The organism is Streptomyces sp. MspMP-M5 (assembly GCF_000373585.1).
In the GTDB taxonomy this organism is placed as follows: domain Bacteria; phylum Actinomycetota; class Actinomycetes; order Streptomycetales; family Streptomycetaceae; genus Streptomyces.
This window is the reverse complement of the sequence record NZ_KB891914.1, coordinates 42,145-57,518: the sequence shown is the minus strand read 5'-3', so window position 1 is coordinate 57,518 and position 15,374 is coordinate 42,145. Positions and strand designations below refer to the sequence as shown.

Genomic DNA, 15,374 nt, shown 5'->3' with positions numbered 1-15,374 from the left:
TAGGCCAGATATGGAAGCATCGTAAGGTGTGGAGTTGACTGGTACTAATAGGCCGAGGGCTTGTCCTCAGTTGCTCGCGTCCACTGTGTTGGTTCTGAAGCCATGAACAGACCAACGGTTGTTCTAAAGTTTCATAGTGTTTCGGTGGTTATAGCGTTAGGGAAACGCCCGGTTACATTCCGAACCCGGAAGCTAAGCCTTTCAGCGCCGATGGTACTGCAGGGGGGACCCTGTGGGAGAGTAGGACGCCGCCGAACTAATTTTGATAAAGCCTCGTTCCCCGAGTTTCGACTCGGGGAACGAGGCTTTTTTTGCGTTGTACCTGCGTGCGCCGGTGGGTCAGGTGGGGCGGGGGAGGGTGGTGGCGGTGAGCAGGATGCCGTGGGCGGTGTGCCAGCGGCCGGGGAGGACGGGAGCGGGGATGCCGGCCGGCCAGGGGAGGAGGAGGCGGGCGGTGAAGGTGCGGGTGTCGGGGGTGAAGGTGATTTCGGCGTCGTCGAATTGGAGGGGGCGGGGGGAGAGGGCGGCGCAGGTCTTGTAGACGGATTCCTTGGCGCTGAAGAGGAGGCGGTCCCAGGGGATGTCGGGGTGGGCGGCGGCGAGGTCCTGGAGGTGGGTGCGTTCGGTGGGGGTGGTGATGCCGGCGCGGACGACCGGGGGCAGGGGGGCGTGGGGTTCGGCGTCGATGCCCAGGTGGGGGAGGTCGGTGGTGCGGGCGACGGCGGCGGCGCGGTAGCCGTCGCAGTGGGTGATGCTGCCGGTGATGCCCAGGGGCCAGGTGGGGGCGCCGGTGGGGCCGGGGGGGACCGGGGTCGGGGGGAGGCCGAGGCGGGTGAGGGCGCGGTGGGCGCACTGTCGGGCGGTGACGAAGTCGCGGCGGCGCTTCTCGCCGGCGTGGGCGATCTCGCGTTCCTCGATGGGGAAGAGGCCGGTGGGGTCGGTGGTGGGCGGGTCACCGAGGGCGTCCTCGCCTACGGCGTGCGGGGGGAGGACGTGCTCGATGAGCATGGGGGGCTCAACTCCTCGGGTGGGGGCCGGAGGTGATGGCCCGTGGGGTGACGACTCTATGTGACGGGGGCGACAATGACGGGCGTTGCCGATTCTAGGTCGCGTGACCTAGTGTCTGCGGTGTGGACGATGACCTCCAGCTTGATGTGAATGGTCCGGTGCTCGTGGTCGGCGGTTATGGGACCGTCGGCGGCGATCTGACCCGGCTCGCCNCCCCCTCGTGGCCGTTACTGCTCACCGGGCGCACGCCCGAGAAGGGGCAGGCGCTGGCCGACGAGGTCGGGGCGGAGGTGCGGCGCTGGGACCTGGGTGATCCGGAGCCGTTCTCGGCGAAGGTGCGGGCCGTGATCAGCACGGTGAACGACCCGGACGACCGGGTGATGCTGGCCGCCCTCCGCGGCGGGGTGCCGTATGTGGACATCACGCGGTGGACGGCGCGGCTGCAGCGGGCCACGGCGGTGGCGGTGGTCAACCCGCCGACCGCGCCGGTGCTGCTGTCGTCGAGCTGGATGGGCGGGGTCAGTGCGCTGGTCACCGCGGCGCTGGCGGCCGAGGTGGGCGGGGCGGCCGGGGTGCAGATCGCCATCCGGTACGACCTGAAGGACCGGGCCGGTACCGACTCGGTGGAGTTCATGGACCGGCTGGGGCTGGACTACGAGGTCACGGAGGACGGCGAGCGGAGGATGATCATGCCGCTGACCGGTGCCGGGTTCGTGCAGATCGGTGAGCACCGGACGAAGGTGGCGCGGATCGACACGCCGGAGCAGTTCACGCTGCCGCTGGTGCTGGGGCTGGACACGGCGATCACCCGGATCGGGTTCAGTGCGAACTCGTCGACGTCCACGCTGCTGGCGCTGAAGAAGACCGGGTTCTTCCGGTGGGGGCGGGGCGACTCGTTCGAGAAGACGCGGCGGGGGATGCTGTACTCGCCGGGTGAGGGCGGCTGCGCGCTGCTGCGGATCGATGTCCGCGGGCGGGGCGGGGAGCGGCGTACCGCGATCGTCAAGGATGCCGCCGGGCAGGCGCATCTGACCGCGGTGGGCGGGCTGTTGGGGCTGCGCCGGGTGCTGGGTGCGGACGGCGCCGAGGCGCCCACCGGGGTGGTGTTCCCCGAGATGACGCCGGTGCCGCAGGATGTCGTCTCCGCGCTGGAGAAGGCGGGGGTCGAGGTCACGGTGTCATGAGCGAGGAGAAGGGCGGCGGCAAGCCGCAGCTGACGCGGCAGGGGAACCTGCGGCGGACGAGTCTGCTGGATGCCGCCGAGTCCGTACTGGTCGCCAAGGGCAACGCGGATGCGTCGCTGCGGGCCATCGCCGGTGAGGCGGGTGTGCGGGTCGGGCATCTGCAGCACTACTTCCCGACCCGGGCGGACCTGATAAAGGCCGTGCTGGAACGGGCGTTGGACCGCTCGCTGGAGCGGCTGGCGGAGACCACCGGGCTGCGGATGAGCCGGGCGGACCCGTCGGTCATCGAGGTGCCGGAGGGCGGCCGGGCGGAGCCCGCCGAGGTCGTCGCGGTGGTCCTGGCCGAGCAGGAGGACCCCCAGCTCGTCCGGCTGTATGTCGAGGTGTGGGCGCTGGCGGCGCGGGACGACGAGATCGCCGCGGTGGTCCGGGAGTTCTACCAGAAGTACGTGGCGCACGTGGAGGCGTATGTGCAGCAGGGGCGGCCGGAGTGGTCCGCCGGCTTCTGCCGGGCGCGGGCCGAGACGTTCGTGGCGTTGGTCGAGGGGGCGGCCCTGATGCGGTCGGGGATCGCCGGAAGCAGGTCGGGCGCGATGGACGAGCAACTCGCCCGACAGGCAGTGCAGTTGCTCCGGGACTGAGGGCCCGGGCGTCATTTCAGCCGCCGGACGTCGGCGTCCGGTGCGTTTTGCCGTCGGACAGCGGTGTCCGGGGCGGTTTTCTCGGGGCCGGTCGGCCCATGGCCGTGGCGGGTGCGCCGCGGTGTGGGCCGGCGGCCCGTCATCCATGGCACATTCAGGGGGAATTCGTCATGTCCGAGGCAATCGATCTGGCCGAACTGGCGGCCACGGCGGGTCTGGAGCAGGAGCTCGCACGGCTCGCCGCGGACCACGGCATCATCCGTACGCGGCAGTTGAGCGGTCAGGAGACCTGGACGGTGCTGAGCGCGCCGTTGACCCGGGAGCTGCTGAGCGATCCGCGGCTGTCCAACGACGTGCACACGCACGCGCCGCACGGGGCGCTGGTTCCGGGGCTGCAGGTGATGCTGCTGGAACAGGACGATCCGGGGCACGCCCGCTACCGGCGGCTGGTGACCGCGGCGTTCGCGTCGAAGGCGGTGCGGCAGCTGGAGCCCCGGATCGTGGAGATCACCCGGCAGCTGCTGGAGAAGCTGGGCGACAGCGGGACGGTGGACTTCATCGACGCGTTCACCTACCCGATGCCGCTGGAGGTGATCTGCGATCTGCTGGGGGTGCCGCACGAGGACCGGGACCCGTTCCGGAAGTGGGCGATGGACATCTCTGCGGCGCCGTCGCTGGAGGCGATGCAGGCGTCGGCGGGCGAGCTGTTCGCGTACTGCATCGGGCTGATCGGGGCCAAGCGGGCGCGGCCGGCGGAGGACCTGCTCGGTGAGCTGATCGCGGCGCGGTTCGAGGACGGCAGCGGGCTGACGGACGAGGAGTTGTCGTCGTTCGCCGCGGTGCTGCTGATCGCGGGGCACGACACGGTGACGAACCTGCTGGCCAACGCGTTGCACGAACTGCTGACGCACCCGGAGCAGCTGGCGGCGCTGCGCGCGGACCGCTCGCTGGTGGGGGCGGCGGTGGAGGAGGCGCTGCGGTTCCGGGGGTCGGCGATGACCACGGTGAACCGGGTGGCTCTGGAGGACATCGAGGCCGGTGGGGTCACCATCCGCAAGGGCGAGCTGGTGCGGTTCCTGCTGAACGCGGCCAACCGGGACGCGGAGGTGCGGGCGGACGGCCACACCTTCGACCTGGGGCGGGCCACCGCGCAGCATGTCGCGTTCGGGATGGGGCCGCACTTCTGCCTGGGGCAGCGGCTGGCCCGGCAGGAGGCGACGATCGCGCTGACCGAGATCCTGGACCGGTTCCCGACGCTGGAACTCGGGGTGCCGGCGGACGAGGTGCGGTGGCTGGCCTCGGATGCGATCCGGGGGCTGGAGGAGCTGCCGCTGCGCTATGCGCGGGCGGCGGAGTAGGGACGTCGCGGCGGCCGGCGGGGCGGCCCGGTGCGGGTCGTGCCGCCGGCCGGGACGGGTGCGGGTGCGGCGGGGGCGTTCCCCGGTCGCATGACGGGCTTGAGACACAGGGGAGTTGGGGGACATGGCGGTGCGGATCACGGTCGACTACGGGCTGTGCGACGGGCTGGGGCAGTGTGCGCTGGTGGCGCCGGAGGTGTTCGCGCTGGACGACGACGAGCAGCTGGTCGTCGCGCCGGACCCGGGGCCGGAGCTGGCGGGGAAGGTGGCGGCCGCGGCGCGGGCGTGCCCGGTGCGGGCGATCTCGGTCGAGGGGGCCTGAACCTTGCGTGAGGTCGTGGTGGTGGGCGCGGGCCTGGCCGGTGTCCGGGCCGGTGAGGCGCTGCGGGCGCTGGGGTTCTCCGGGGCGCTGACCGTGGTGTCGGACGAGGCGGAACTGCCGTACGACCGGCCGCCGTTGACCAAGCAGGTGGTGGCCGGGACGCTCACCGCGGACGACATCCGGCTGGCGGGCGCCGAGGACTTCGGCGCCCGCTGGGTCCGGGGGACCGCGGCCGTGGGGCTGGACCGGGAGCGGCGCCGGGTGCGGTTGGCCGGCGGTGCGGAGCTGCGGTACGACGGGCTGGTGCTGGCGACCGGGGCGCGGGCGCGGGCCTGGCCCGGGGAGGTGCCGGCCGGGGTGCTGACGGTGCGGGGGCTGGCCGACGTCCGGGCGCTGCGTGCGGCGGTGGACGGCGGGGCCCGTGAGGTGGTGGTCGTCGGGGCGGGTTTCGTCGGGGTGGAGCTGGCGTCGTCGCTGGTCGGGCTGGGGCTCGGGGTGCGGGTGACGTTGGTGGAGCCGTTCGGGCGGCCGTTGCGGGCGCTGGGCGGGACGGTGCCGGACGTGGTGGCCGGGGCGGCCCGGCGGGCCGGGGTGGTGCTGCGGCTGGGCATCGGCGTGACGGGTTTCCGTGCGGAGGGGGCGCGGGTGGCCGGGGTCGAGCTGGCCGCCGGGAGGGTGCTGCCGGCCGAGGTGGCGGTGGTGGCGATCGGGATGGCGCCGGCCACGGGGTGGCTGACGGGGGCCGGGCTGGCGCTGCCGGGCGGGCGGGTGCACTGCGACGAGCGGTTGTTCGCGCGGACGGCGGGGACGGCGGGAGTGGCGGAGGCGGCCGGGGTGGTCGATCCGCGGATCGTGGTGGCCGGGGACGTGGCGCGGTGCGATGCGGTGCGGTCGGCGGACGGGCCGGTGGCGCTGGAGCACTGGAGCAATGCGGCGGCGCAGGGGGAGTTGGCGGCGCGGAACCTGCTGGCGGGGCCGGCGGGGGCCGAGCCGTATGTGCATGTGCCGTCGTTCTGGACGTCGGCGTTCGGGCTGCGGATCAAGTCGGTGGGGCTGCCGGGGACCGGGGACCGGGTGGTCGCCGAGGAGGGCGAGCCGGGGACGGAGAAGCTGGTGGAGGCGCACTACCGGGAGGGGCGGCTGGTCGGTGCGGTGAGTGTGAATCTGGGGAAGCGGCTGGCGGGGTATGCGCGGCGGCTCCAGGAGGAGCAGGGGGCGGCGGGGGTGTCCGGTGAGGCGCTGGCCCGGGTGTCCGGTGAGGTGGCGGCCGGGGGCGGTGCCGCCGGCTGAGCGGCGACATCCGGCCAGTGGCCGAATTTCTGCGCCGTGGCCGGAAAGCGATGGAAGGTAGGGGGGTTTATGGGGGGTAACAGCTGGCGCCTCCGGTTCGAATGGTGAACCCCTATCATTATGAATGGCGCGTGAATTTCTCCATTACCACGGAACTTTCCTCGCGGACCTCTTCCTGAGTGCTCTGGGTCAAGTGACCTATCGCACAAACGAGTGACGATCACGGGTGGCTCTGCTAACGTTTTTATCGCGCCTCCAGTAGAGGCGGAGCGGGCTTTGCGAGTGCGTCACGACGAGGTGGCCACCGGCGATTGACGGCCTGTTCTTGTGTAAGCAGGTGTCGGGGGATCATTTGCTATCGGGGGATGGTCATCATGTGTAACGCCTTCTGCGGCGTGTGAATCGCGGCTTCCGCATCTCCGGAAGCGCTTCCTTTCTCTTGCGCCCGTAGGGTGCGTGCGCCCAACTTTCTGACGGCGCCGAATACTGCCTCGGGTGCGTCATCCATCATCAACTCATCCGTCGTCTGCCGCGCGGCAGCCTGCGATGACGGTCTTCCGTTGAAATTCCGGACGACTTCACACAGGGCTTGCGGAGCGGACTTCCTTCATCGCATTCACTGCGTCCTGTGTATTTCCGGGGGCGCTGGTGCGAGCTTTCGGGAGAACGCTGCCGGATATTTCTGCTGCCGTTTTCCGGGAATTTCCATGGCTGGTCGACGGTGGTCTTCAGAGTGCTCAGAAACGAGGAGAGAACCATGCAGAACCCCTACGAGCCCGAGCAGATCCAGGAGATTGTGCGGGAGGGGCTGGCCCAGGTCCTGGGTACCGGTACCGACGAGATCACCCCGGACGCCACCCTTGTCGGCGACCTCGGCGCGGAATCCCTCGACCTGGTCGAATTCCGCTTCGAGATGGAGACCAAGCTGGGCGTGGCGCTGCCGAAGTCCAACGTCCTGGACCAGCTCGCCGGTGTGCTCGGCGGCTCCGAGCGGCTCTACGACGAGCGCGGCGGCATCACCGAACTGGCCGCCGAGGTCCTGCGCCGCAGCGCGTTCGGCTACTCCGCCGAGCAGGTGCACGCCGGCCAGCGGCCCTACGAGGTCGCCGCGGCGGCCACCAGCGCCCACTGGGCCGCCTTCACCCACGCGATCTTCGACCACCTGCCCGAGAACTGCACCGAGTGCGGCGCCGACAAGGCCGAGCCGGCCGCGTCCGGCAAGGCGGTCTGCGCCGGCTGCGGTGCCGCGCTGGAGGCGGCCACCGGCGACGAGGTGATGGCCGAGGGCGTCCGGAGCGCGCTGGCCGCCCTCGGGCAGGCCCAGCCCGTCGGCTGACCGTCCGGCGGCCGGTGCGGAAGGCGTCGCTCGTCGTGCGAGTCGTGCGAAAGGAATGCAAGTGACACCCCAGATATCCGACGGGGCCGAACACGAGGTCGTGGTGACCGGGATCGGTCTGGTCGCCGGGCAACTGACCGACCCCGAGGCGCTGTTCGACCACATCGCGGAAGGACGCACGCTCATCGCCGAGCACCCCCTCCACAAGGAGTGGGGCGTCCCCTGCGCCGTCTCTGCCCACATCGACCCCCACGTCCGGCAGGCGCTCACGGACGCGGCGCCCGAAGAGGCCGGGCCGCTCGGACCGGCCGGCGTCCTCGCCTGGCACGCCGCCGCCCAGGCATGGGAGCGCAGCGGACTGCCGCGGCGGCTGGACAGCGAGCGCGGCGGCCTCTTCCTCGCCTGCAACCGGATGGTCATGGAACCGGCCGAACTCACCACGCTGGCCGCCCATGTGGACCACGAGGCCGGGGCCCTGGACCTGGACGGCTACCTGGACGCGCTCGACGGCGCCGCGGCGCCCGGCGGAGCCGACACGGCCGGCGGGCTCGACCCGCACCGGCACACCAGGATCCAGCCGGACACCGCCACCGCCGCGCTCGCCGACTACTTCGGCGCGGCCGGCGTCATGGAGACCCACGCGGACGCCTGCGCCGCCGGCGGCATGGCGATCGGCAGCGCCTACCGCTACATCCGCAGCGGCGCGCTGGACGTGGCGCTCGCCGGCGGTGCCGAGAGCCTGACGACGCTGACCTCGATCACCGCCTTCCACGGGGTGGGCGCGCTCGCTCCGGTGGACGGGCGGGACCCGGCAGGGATCAGCCGCCCCTTCGACAAGGACCGCTCCGGCTTCGTCATCGGGGACGGCGCGGCCTTCCTCGTCCTGGAGTCCCGGGCGCACGCCGAGGCGCGCGGCGCCCGCATCCTGGCCAGGGTCGCCGGGTACGCCGGGGTGACCGAGGCGGTGAAGATGACGTCCAGCTCGCGGGACGGCTCGGACTACGCGGAGTGCATGCGGGCCGCGCTGGCCGACGCCGGGCTCGGGCCGGACGACATCGACCACGTCAACGCGCACGGCACCTCGACCGAGGCCAACGACACCTGCGAGGCGGCGGCCCTGCACACCGTCTTCGGGGCGCGCGCGGCGACGCTCCCGGTCACCGGCAACAAGTCCGCCATGGGGCACTCGCTGGCCAACAGCGGGGCGGCCGAGGCGGTGCTGTCGGTGCTCAGCCTCCGGCGGCAGACGCTGCTGCCGACGCTGAACTTCACCGAACCGGACGAGGTGACCGCCGGGCTGGACGTCGTCACCGAGCGGCGCCCGGCACGGGTGACCACGGTGCTGTCCAACTCCTTCGGATTCGGGGGCCAGAACTGCTCCCTGATCCTGGCCGAGGCGGGGTGAGCGCGGCGATGACAGCGATGACAAGGCATCACGTACGGCTGACCGCGCCCGGGCTCTACACCGCGGCCGGCACCGGTCCGGGCGACCTGTGGGAGACCCTGGTCGCCGGCAAGGACACCCGTAGTCCGGCCGAGGCGCTGGCGGGCCCGTGGCCGGAGTTCGACACCGCCTTCCTCGTGGACGACCCGGACGCGGCCACCCTCGGGGTGCACCGCAGGGTCCTGCGCACCTCGGAGAAGCAGGCCCGGATGGCGCTCTACGGGGCGCGGCTGGCGCTCGCCGGCCCGGCGGCGCGCGGCCCGGTCGGCGGCCCCGGGTGGGGGCTCTACCTCGGACTGCCCACCGTGGACGAGGAGTTGCTGCGGTTCTCCGCGCTGGACCGGCTGCACAAGGCGGCCGGTTCGCCGGCGGAGGTCGCCGCCCTCTACGGCCGGGAGGTCCCCCCGTTCAGCGGGCTGTCCCACCTCAACAGCACCGCGGCCGCGCACATCTCGGCGGTCTTCGGGCTGACCGGGGCGATGGCCGCGTACTCGCCGTTCTCCGACGCCGGGCTACAGGCCCTGATCGACGGGGCGCTGTCGGTCGCGGAGGGGGAGAACGAGGCGGCGCTGGTCGGGGCGGTGAGCCCCAAGGTGCATCCGCTGCTCTTCGCGCAGTACGAGGAACTGGGCTGGAACGGGGCGGTGCCCGGAGAGGGCGCGGCCTTCCTGCTCGCCGAGCGGGCCGCCGGCGGCGGCGCGGACGGTGTCGCGAGCGGTGGCGTGGGCTCCGTGGTGGGCGACGGCGCTCCCGGGGCGCGGCTGGCCGGTTTCGGGCGGGCGTTCGGCGCCGGGCCCGAGGACCGGGCCGAGGCGATCGCCGAGGCCGTCCACGCCGCCCTGGAGACGGCCGGTACGGACGCCGGCGGGATCGGCTGGGTGCTGCCCGACGCCGCCTGGACGGCGGACAGCGCACGGGCCCAGCAGGCCGCCCTGGACCGGGTCTTCGCGGGCACCGCGGACCGGCCCGCCGCGTTCACCACCGAGCGCGCCACCGGGGTGCTGGGCCCCGCCCACCCGCTGGCGCACACGCTGCTGGCGCTGCACGGCCTGGCCACCGGGCGGCGGCTGGCCGCCGACGGCGACACGGTGCGCGAGGAGGCGCTGCCCGCCCCGCGGGCCCTGGTGCTGGCCTGCGGCGCGCGCGGCCAGGTGTGCGCCGTCGTACTGGAAGGAGCCGAGAAATGAGCCGCCGCGTCGTGGTGACCGGGCTGGGCGCCGTCTGCGGACTGGGCCTCGACTGGCAGACCATGTGGGACGGGCTGACCGCGGGCCGGTCGGCGATCCGCGCCTGGCGACCGCCCGGCGTCGACGACTTCCCGGTGCGCTACGCCGCGCCCGTCGACGACGCGGAGTTCGCCGCGCGGTACGGCGCCGAGGCGGACCCGGACCGGCCGCTGGAGCGGCGCACCCGCTTCGGGCTGGCGGCCGCCGCGCAGGCGCTGGCCGACGCCGGCCTCGACGCCCCGGGCACGGTGGGCCGGATCGGCACCGCCGTCGGCTCGGGCGTACCGGAGCGGGACCCCTACGAGCTGCTGCACGCGATCGGCGAGGACGGCCTGCCCAGTTGGCAGACGCTGTTCGCCCGGCGCGACCGGCTGGACCGGGCCAGCGGCCTGTTCTGCACCAACGACGCGCTGGCCGCCGGGATCGCGGCCCGGCACCGGCTGCGCGGCCCGGCGCTGAACTTCTCCACCGCCTGCGCCGGCGCCACCCACGCCATCGGCCACGGGCTGCGGATGATCCGGCGCGGGGAGGTGGACGCGATGGTGGTGGGCGGCGCCGACTCGGTGCTGAACCTGCCGACCATGACCGGGCTGCACCTGCTGGGCGCGCCGTCCACCTCCGAGCTGTTCGGGGACCGGCTGTGCCGGGCCTTCGACCGGGACCGCAGCGGGCTGGTGGCCGCCGAGGGCGCGGCCATGCTGGTGCTGGAGAGCGAGGAGAGCGCCCGCCGGCGCGGCGCGGCGGTCTACGCCGAACTGGCAGGTTTCGGCAGCTCGTTGGACGCCTACCAGGTCACCGCCCCGCACCCGGAGGGGCACGGCGCGGCGCTGGCGATGAGCCGGGCGCTGGCGGACGGCGGGGTGGCGCCGGAGGCGGTGGACTCCGTCAACGCGCACGGCACCTCCACCCCGCTGAACGACCCGATCGAGACCCGGGCGATCAAGGACGTGTTCGCGGCCGGCGAGCACTACCGGAAGCTGGCGGTGACCGCCAACAAGACGATGCTCGGGCATCTGATCGCCGCCGCCGGCGCGCCCGAGCTGATCGCCACCGTGCTGTCCGTACGGGACGGCATCGTGCCCCCGACGCTGAATCTGGAGAACCCGGATCCGGCCTGCGACCTGGACTACGTGCCGGAGAAGGCGCGGTACCAGGAGGTGTCGGCGGCTGTGAGCAATTCCTTCGGCTTCGGCGGACTCAACGCCAGTCTGGTGGTGCGTGGTTATGAGCACTGACATCGTTTCGAGTACTGACATCCTTCCCGGCGCCGACCGTGCCGAGAGCTTCGGCAGCGCCTCGCCCGGCGCGTTCGACCCCGACGCGATCGTCGTCACCGGCATCGGCGCGGTGCTGCCCACCGGGCGCGGGCCCGAGGCCCTGTGGACGGCGTGGCGGGAGGCGCGGACCGCGCTCTCGCCGTACCAGGACCCCTACGTCCGGACGAGCAGGATCACCCACTTCGGGCACGTGCCCGCCGAGCTCCAGCAGCTCAGCCGGGACAGCGTTCCCCACAAACTGCGGAAGTTCGGCACCGCGTTCACCTTCAACGCGGTGCTGGCCGCCGAGGACGCCATGGGGCAGGCCGGCGAGAGCTGGCAGGCCATCCCCGAGGAGCGGCGCGGCCTCTACGTCGCCCAGGACGACTCCACCGAACTGAGCGTGGCCGCCTTCCACAAGGCGCTCGACCAGGCCCGTACCGACACCTCGCCGCAGGTCGGCGCGGATCTCACGCGGGTGGTGGCGGAGGCGTTCGGCAACGCCGCGACCTTCAACCCGTTCACCGTCATCCGGGCGCTGAACAACAACACCCTGGCGCTGGTCAGCATCGCCCGGCGGTTCCGCGGCGACTGCGCGGCCTTCGTCCAGGACGCCGGGGCCGCGCTGGGCGCCCTCCAGCGGGCCGCGTTCAGCCTCCGCCAGGGCGACTGCGACACCGCGCTGGTCGTCGGCGCCGGCAGCTACAACGAGCCGCTGAAGCTGGCCGCGCAGTACCGCGCCGGCAACCTCACCGCCGGCGCCGACGGCACCGCCCCGCTGCGCAGCTTCGACGCCGGGCGGGACGGCACGGTGCTGGCCGAGGGCGCGGTGGCGCTGGTCCTGGAGCGGGCCGGGGACGCCGTGGCGCGCGGGGCCCGCCCGCTGGTCACGGTGCTCGGCGCGGCGCTGCGGCCGGCCGTGGACAGCGGTGTCGGCCCGGCCGCGCTGGCCGAGAGCGCCCGCGGACTGCTGGCCGCGCACGGGGTGACGCCGGACACCCTCGGCGCCGTCCTCGCCGACGGCAAGGGCACCGTCCACCACGACGCCGTCGAGGCCGAGCTGCTGCGGGCGCTGCTGAAGGACAGCGGCGTGCCGGTCAGCTCGGTGCGGCCGGTCACCGGCACCCTGGGGGCCGCCGGGCCGCTGGCCGAACTGGCGCTGGCGCCCAGCCTGTTCGCGGCCGGCGAGCTGCCGCCGATCGCGCATCTGGCGACCCCGCCGGACGACGGCACCGACTTCGTCACCGGGACGGCCCGGAAGCGGCGGATCGACACCGTCCTCAGTCTGCACAGCAGTTTCAACGGGTTCGCGGGCGCCCTGCTCGCCGAGCGGCCGCACCTCGTCTAGGAGACCACCAGTCATGTCCACCACGTCAGCGTTCACCGAGTTCGTCCAGCCGCAGATGGGGCGGGTGTTAACCGCCCTCGGGCTGGACGTCGAGTACGAGCGGGCCGAGGGCAACACCCTCTACCACCGCGACGACCAGGGCGAGCAGGTGCCGGTCCTGGACCTGATGGGCGGCTACGGCTCGCTGATCCTCGGCCACAACCACCCGGAGATCGTCGCGCACGCCAGGGAGCTGCTGGACCAGAACCGGGCCGTGCACGCCCAGTTCTCGCTGCGCGGCGAGGCCGGCCGGCTCGGCGCGGCGCTCAGCGACGTCGTCCGCCGGGAGACCGGCATCAAGGAGCCGTACCTCGCCACCTTCGGCAACAGCGGCGCCGAGGCCGTCGAGTCGGCCGTCAAGCACGCCGAGCTGGTCCGGGTGCGCGCGGCCATGGCGCTGGCCGAGGAGGTCGCCGCGCACGTGGCGGCGGCCCGGGACGCGGTCCGCCGCGGTGCGGCCACCGTCGACCCGGACGCCTACCGGCTGCCGGCCCTCCAGGGGCAGGCCGCCCCGGCCGCCGGTATCGAGGGGCTGCTGGCCGCGGTCGGCGCCCACAACGCGGCGGCGCTGGCCACCAAGCCGCTCTTCCTGGCCCTGGAGCGGTCCTTCCACGGCAAGCTCGTCGGCAGCGTCCAGCTCACCTACAACGCCGGCTTCCGCGCCCCGTTCCAGAACCTCGGCACCCGGGTCCGCTTCGTCCCCATGGACCGGCCGGAGCTGCTGGCGGAGATCGCCGAGGACGAGCGGGTGGTGCTGCTCGACACCGAGCTGGCCGACGGCCGGGTGCGGGTCGTCGAACGGGACTTCCCGGCCATCACCGCCTTCCTCGTCGAGCCGGTGCAGGGCGAGGGCGGCATCCACGCGCTCACCGCCGAACAGGGCCGCGCCATCCGGCTGTTCTGCAACAAGGTCGGCACCGCGCTGATCATCGACGAGGTGCAGAGCGGCATGGGCCGCTGCGGCGCCTTCCTGGCCAGCTCGCTGATCGGGCTGCGCGGCGACTACTACACGCTGTCGAAGTCGCTGGGCGGCGGCCTGGCCAAGGTCTCCGCGATGCTGGTGCGCCGGTCGCTGTACCAGGGCGAGTTCGACCTCATCCACAGCTCGACGTTCGCCATGGACGACTTCTCCTCGTCCATCGCCCGCAAGGTCGTCGAGATGCTGGAGGCCGACGACGGGAAGGTGTACCGGCAGGTCACCGAGCGCGGCGAGCGGCTGGTGGAGATGCTCGCCGACCTCAAGTCCGCCTATCCGGACGTCATCGAGGACATCCGCGGCAAGGGCCTGTTCGTCGGCGTCCAGCTGCGCGAGCAGGGCGAGGCCCGCTCCATGGTGCTGCGCGGCAGCGCCTACACCGGGGCGCTGGGCTATCTGCTCTCCGGCTATCTGCTGCGCCAGGAACGCATCCGGATCGCGCCGACCGGCAGCGCCGGCAACGTGCTGCGCATCCAGCCGTCCGCGTACCTCACCGACGAGGAGATCGAGCGGCTGCGCGGCGCACTGGACCGGCTCTGCCGCATCCTGCGCTACGAGGACACCCTGCACCTGGTGCACCCGGCCAGCGACCGGACGATCCCCAAGCCGCGCGCCGAGATCCGCGACTTCCGCGGCGCCATCGAGGGCTACGAGCAGCCCGCGCCGCGCCCGGTGACCGGCCCGGTCCGCAAGGTGGCGTTCGTCAACCACCTGATCACCCCGGCCCATCTGCGGCAGGTGGACCCGGCGCTGGCCGACCTGAGCGACGCCGCGCTGCGCTCGTTCGTGCTCGGCATGGACCCGGTGAAGAAGGCGGCGCCCTACCCGGGCGTGCGGATCGACTCGCCGCTGGGCAGCGCCGTGGAGTTCGCGCTCTACCCGCTGATGGTGGGCTCCGAGCAGATGGGCGGCTATCTCGCCTCCGGCGACGTCGCCGGGATCCGGGCGGACGTCGAGGAGCGGGTGCAGGCGGCCCGCGAGGACGGCTGCGAGGTCGCCGGGCTCGGCATGTACACCTCGATCGTCACCAACAACTGCACCTCCCTGAACGTCCCCGGCATCGCGCTGACCTCCGGCAACGCGCTGACCGTCGCCATGGGCGTGCAAGCCATGGAGCACGGCGCGCGGGACCGCGGCTTCGCGGTCGGCGACGCCACGCTGGCGGTGGTCGGCGCCGCCGGCAACATCGCCTCCGTCTACAGCCAGCTGTTCGCCGAGCAGCTCAGCCGGATCGTGCTGGTCGGCAGCCGCCGGGACGGCTCCGCGCGGCGGCTGCGCACCACCGTGCACGGCATCTACCAGGAGGCATGGGCGCGGATCGTGGAGGGCGGCGAACTGGCCGGCATCCCGGCCCGGCTGGCCGAGGAGCCGCTGATCGCCAAGTGGCTGGCCGACGGGCCGTCCGCCGAGGTCCCGGCCGACGCCGACCGCGGCAAGGAGATCGCCGCCTACCTGGAGGAGCGGTACGGCCAGGACCCGTTCCTGACCGTCACCCAGGACACCGAGGCGCTGCACAAGGCGCAGCTGGTGCTGTGCGCCTCCAACAGCCCCGAACCGTTCCTGACCGGCGAGCACTTCGCGCCGGACGCGGTGGTCTGTGACATCGCGGTCCCCAACAACGCGGTGCCGGACCTGGCCGCACGGCGCCCGGACCTGGCGTACATGCTCGGCGGCATCGTCGCCACCCCCAACGGCGAGAGCCTGCACCCCTCGGCGCGGGCCTTCCTGGAGGCCGGCCAGCTCTTCGCCTGCATGGCGGAGACCGCGCTGATGGGCCTGGCCGGCATCGACCGGCACTACTCCTACGGGAACATCACCCGCCGCCAGGTCATCGACATCGCCGCACTGGCCGACGCCCACGGGCTGCGGCTGGCCGACTACAAGAGCGCGCACTCCGTGTGAGCCCCGGGCGCCGCACGCGACCCGTCGCAGGTTTTCCCGCGTGC

At 73.0% G+C, this 15,374-nt stretch carries 12 protein-coding genes and 1 rRNA gene; 12 read left to right on the top strand and 1 reads right to left on the bottom strand.

Features of this window, described 5'->3' with window-relative positions; genetic code table 11:
- Positions 1 to 140 precede the first annotated feature (140 nt).
- Positions 141 to 257: ribosomal RNA gene (gene rrf / locus B073_RS0128325) — 5S ribosomal RNA — on the top strand.
- Between the two features lie 82 nt (positions 258 to 339).
- On the opposite strand, the gene B073_RS0128320 is transcribed toward rrf, so the two are convergent.
- A complete protein-coding gene (locus B073_RS0128320) occupies positions 340 to 1,008 on the bottom strand; it encodes a 4'-phosphopantetheinyl transferase family protein (RefSeq protein WP_018541461.1) in 669 nt (222 codons plus the stop codon).
- A gap of 158 nt (positions 1,009 to 1,166) precedes the next feature.
- On the opposite strand from B073_RS0128320, the gene B073_RS0128315 reads away from it, so the two are divergent.
- The 11 genes from B073_RS0128315 (at position 1,167) to B073_RS0128265 (ending at position 15,330) form a co-directional block, all read left to right on the top strand.
- Positions 1,167 to 2,192, top strand: coding sequence for a hypothetical protein (locus B073_RS0128315; RefSeq protein WP_018541460.1), 1,026 nt, complete (start codon positions 1,167 to 1,169; stop codon positions 2,190 to 2,192).
- Positions 2,189 to 2,833 carry a TetR/AcrR family transcriptional regulator gene (locus tag B073_RS0128310; RefSeq protein ID WP_018541459.1) on the top strand — a complete coding sequence of 215 codons (645 nt, stop codon included), beginning with the start codon at positions 2,189 to 2,191 and terminating at the stop codon, positions 2,831 to 2,833. Before B073_RS0128315 ends, B073_RS0128310 begins: the two co-directional genes overlap by 4 nt.
- 170 nt (positions 2,834 to 3,003) lie before the next feature.
- Complete coding sequence (locus B073_RS0128305) at positions 3,004 to 4,191, top strand: cytochrome P450 family protein (RefSeq protein ID WP_018541458.1); 1,188 nt, start codon at positions 3,004 to 3,006, stop codon at positions 4,189 to 4,191.
- 124 nt (positions 4,192 to 4,315) lie between these two features.
- Positions 4,316 to 4,513, top strand: a complete 198-nt coding sequence (locus B073_RS0128300; RefSeq protein WP_018541457.1) for a ferredoxin — start codon at positions 4,316 to 4,318, stop codon at positions 4,511 to 4,513.
- A 3-nt stretch (positions 4,514 to 4,516) separates the two neighbouring features.
- Complete coding sequence (locus B073_RS0128295; RefSeq protein WP_202487243.1) at positions 4,517 to 5,803, top strand: NAD(P)/FAD-dependent oxidoreductase; 1,287 nt, start codon at positions 4,517 to 4,519, stop codon at positions 5,801 to 5,803.
- A gap of 757 nt (positions 5,804 to 6,560) precedes the next feature.
- Complete coding sequence (locus B073_RS0128290) at positions 6,561 to 7,139, top strand: acyl carrier protein (protein ID WP_018541455.1); 579 nt, start codon at positions 6,561 to 6,563, stop codon at positions 7,137 to 7,139.
- Positions 7,140 to 7,194: 55 nt separating this feature from the next.
- A complete protein-coding gene (locus B073_RS0128285) occupies positions 7,195 to 8,544 on the top strand; it encodes a beta-ketoacyl-[acyl-carrier-protein] synthase family protein (RefSeq protein WP_026247808.1) in 1,350 nt (449 codons plus the stop codon).
- A 17-nt stretch (positions 8,545 to 8,561) separates the two neighbouring features.
- Positions 8,562 to 9,770, top strand: a complete 1,209-nt coding sequence (locus B073_RS0128280; RefSeq protein WP_018541453.1) for a beta-ketoacyl synthase N-terminal-like domain-containing protein — start codon at positions 8,562 to 8,564, stop codon at positions 9,768 to 9,770.
- Complete coding sequence (locus B073_RS0128275; RefSeq protein ID WP_018541452.1) at positions 9,767 to 11,044, top strand: beta-ketoacyl-[acyl-carrier-protein] synthase family protein; 1,278 nt, start codon at positions 9,767 to 9,769, stop codon at positions 11,042 to 11,044. The genes B073_RS0128280 and B073_RS0128275 overlap by 4 nt, the downstream gene beginning before the upstream one ends.
- Complete coding sequence (locus B073_RS0128270; RefSeq protein ID WP_018541451.1) at positions 11,034 to 12,413, top strand: beta-ketoacyl synthase N-terminal-like domain-containing protein; 1,380 nt, start codon at positions 11,034 to 11,036, stop codon at positions 12,411 to 12,413. The genes B073_RS0128275 and B073_RS0128270 overlap by 11 nt, the downstream gene beginning before the upstream one ends.
- Positions 12,414 to 12,426: 13 nt before the next feature.
- On the top strand, positions 12,427 to 15,330 hold the full coding sequence (locus B073_RS0128265; protein WP_018541450.1) for an aminotransferase class III-fold pyridoxal phosphate-dependent enzyme: 2,904 nt from the start codon (positions 12,427 to 12,429) through the stop codon (positions 15,328 to 15,330).
- Positions 15,331 to 15,374: the final 44 nt, after the last annotated feature.

Coding starts and splice junctions, on each gene's coding strand:
- B073_RS0128320 (WP_018541461.1), bottom strand. CDS start 1,008: ATGCTCATCGAGCACGTCCTCCCCCCGCACGCCGTAGGCGAGGACGCC.
- B073_RS0128270 (WP_018541451.1), top strand. CDS start 11,034: ATGAGCACTGACATCGTTTCGAGTACTGACATCCTTCCCGGCGCCGAC.
- B073_RS0128310 (WP_018541459.1), top strand. CDS start 2,189: ATGAGCGAGGAGAAGGGCGGCGGCAAGCCGCAGCTGACGCGGCAGGGG.
- B073_RS0128285 (WP_026247808.1), top strand. CDS start 7,195: ATGCAAGTGACACCCCAGATATCCGACGGGGCCGAACACGAGGTCGTG.
- B073_RS0128300 (WP_018541457.1), top strand. CDS start 4,316: ATGGCGGTGCGGATCACGGTCGACTACGGGCTGTGCGACGGGCTGGGG.
- B073_RS0128280 (WP_018541453.1), top strand. CDS start 8,562: ATGACAAGGCATCACGTACGGCTGACCGCGCCCGGGCTCTACACCGCG.
- B073_RS0128305 (WP_018541458.1), top strand. CDS start 3,004: ATGTCCGAGGCAATCGATCTGGCCGAACTGGCGGCCACGGCGGGTCTG.
- B073_RS0128290 (WP_018541455.1), top strand. CDS start 6,561: ATGCAGAACCCCTACGAGCCCGAGCAGATCCAGGAGATTGTGCGGGAG.
- B073_RS0128265 (WP_018541450.1), top strand. CDS start 12,427: ATGTCCACCACGTCAGCGTTCACCGAGTTCGTCCAGCCGCAGATGGGG.
- B073_RS0128275 (WP_018541452.1), top strand. CDS start 9,767: ATGAGCCGCCGCGTCGTGGTGACCGGGCTGGGCGCCGTCTGCGGACTG.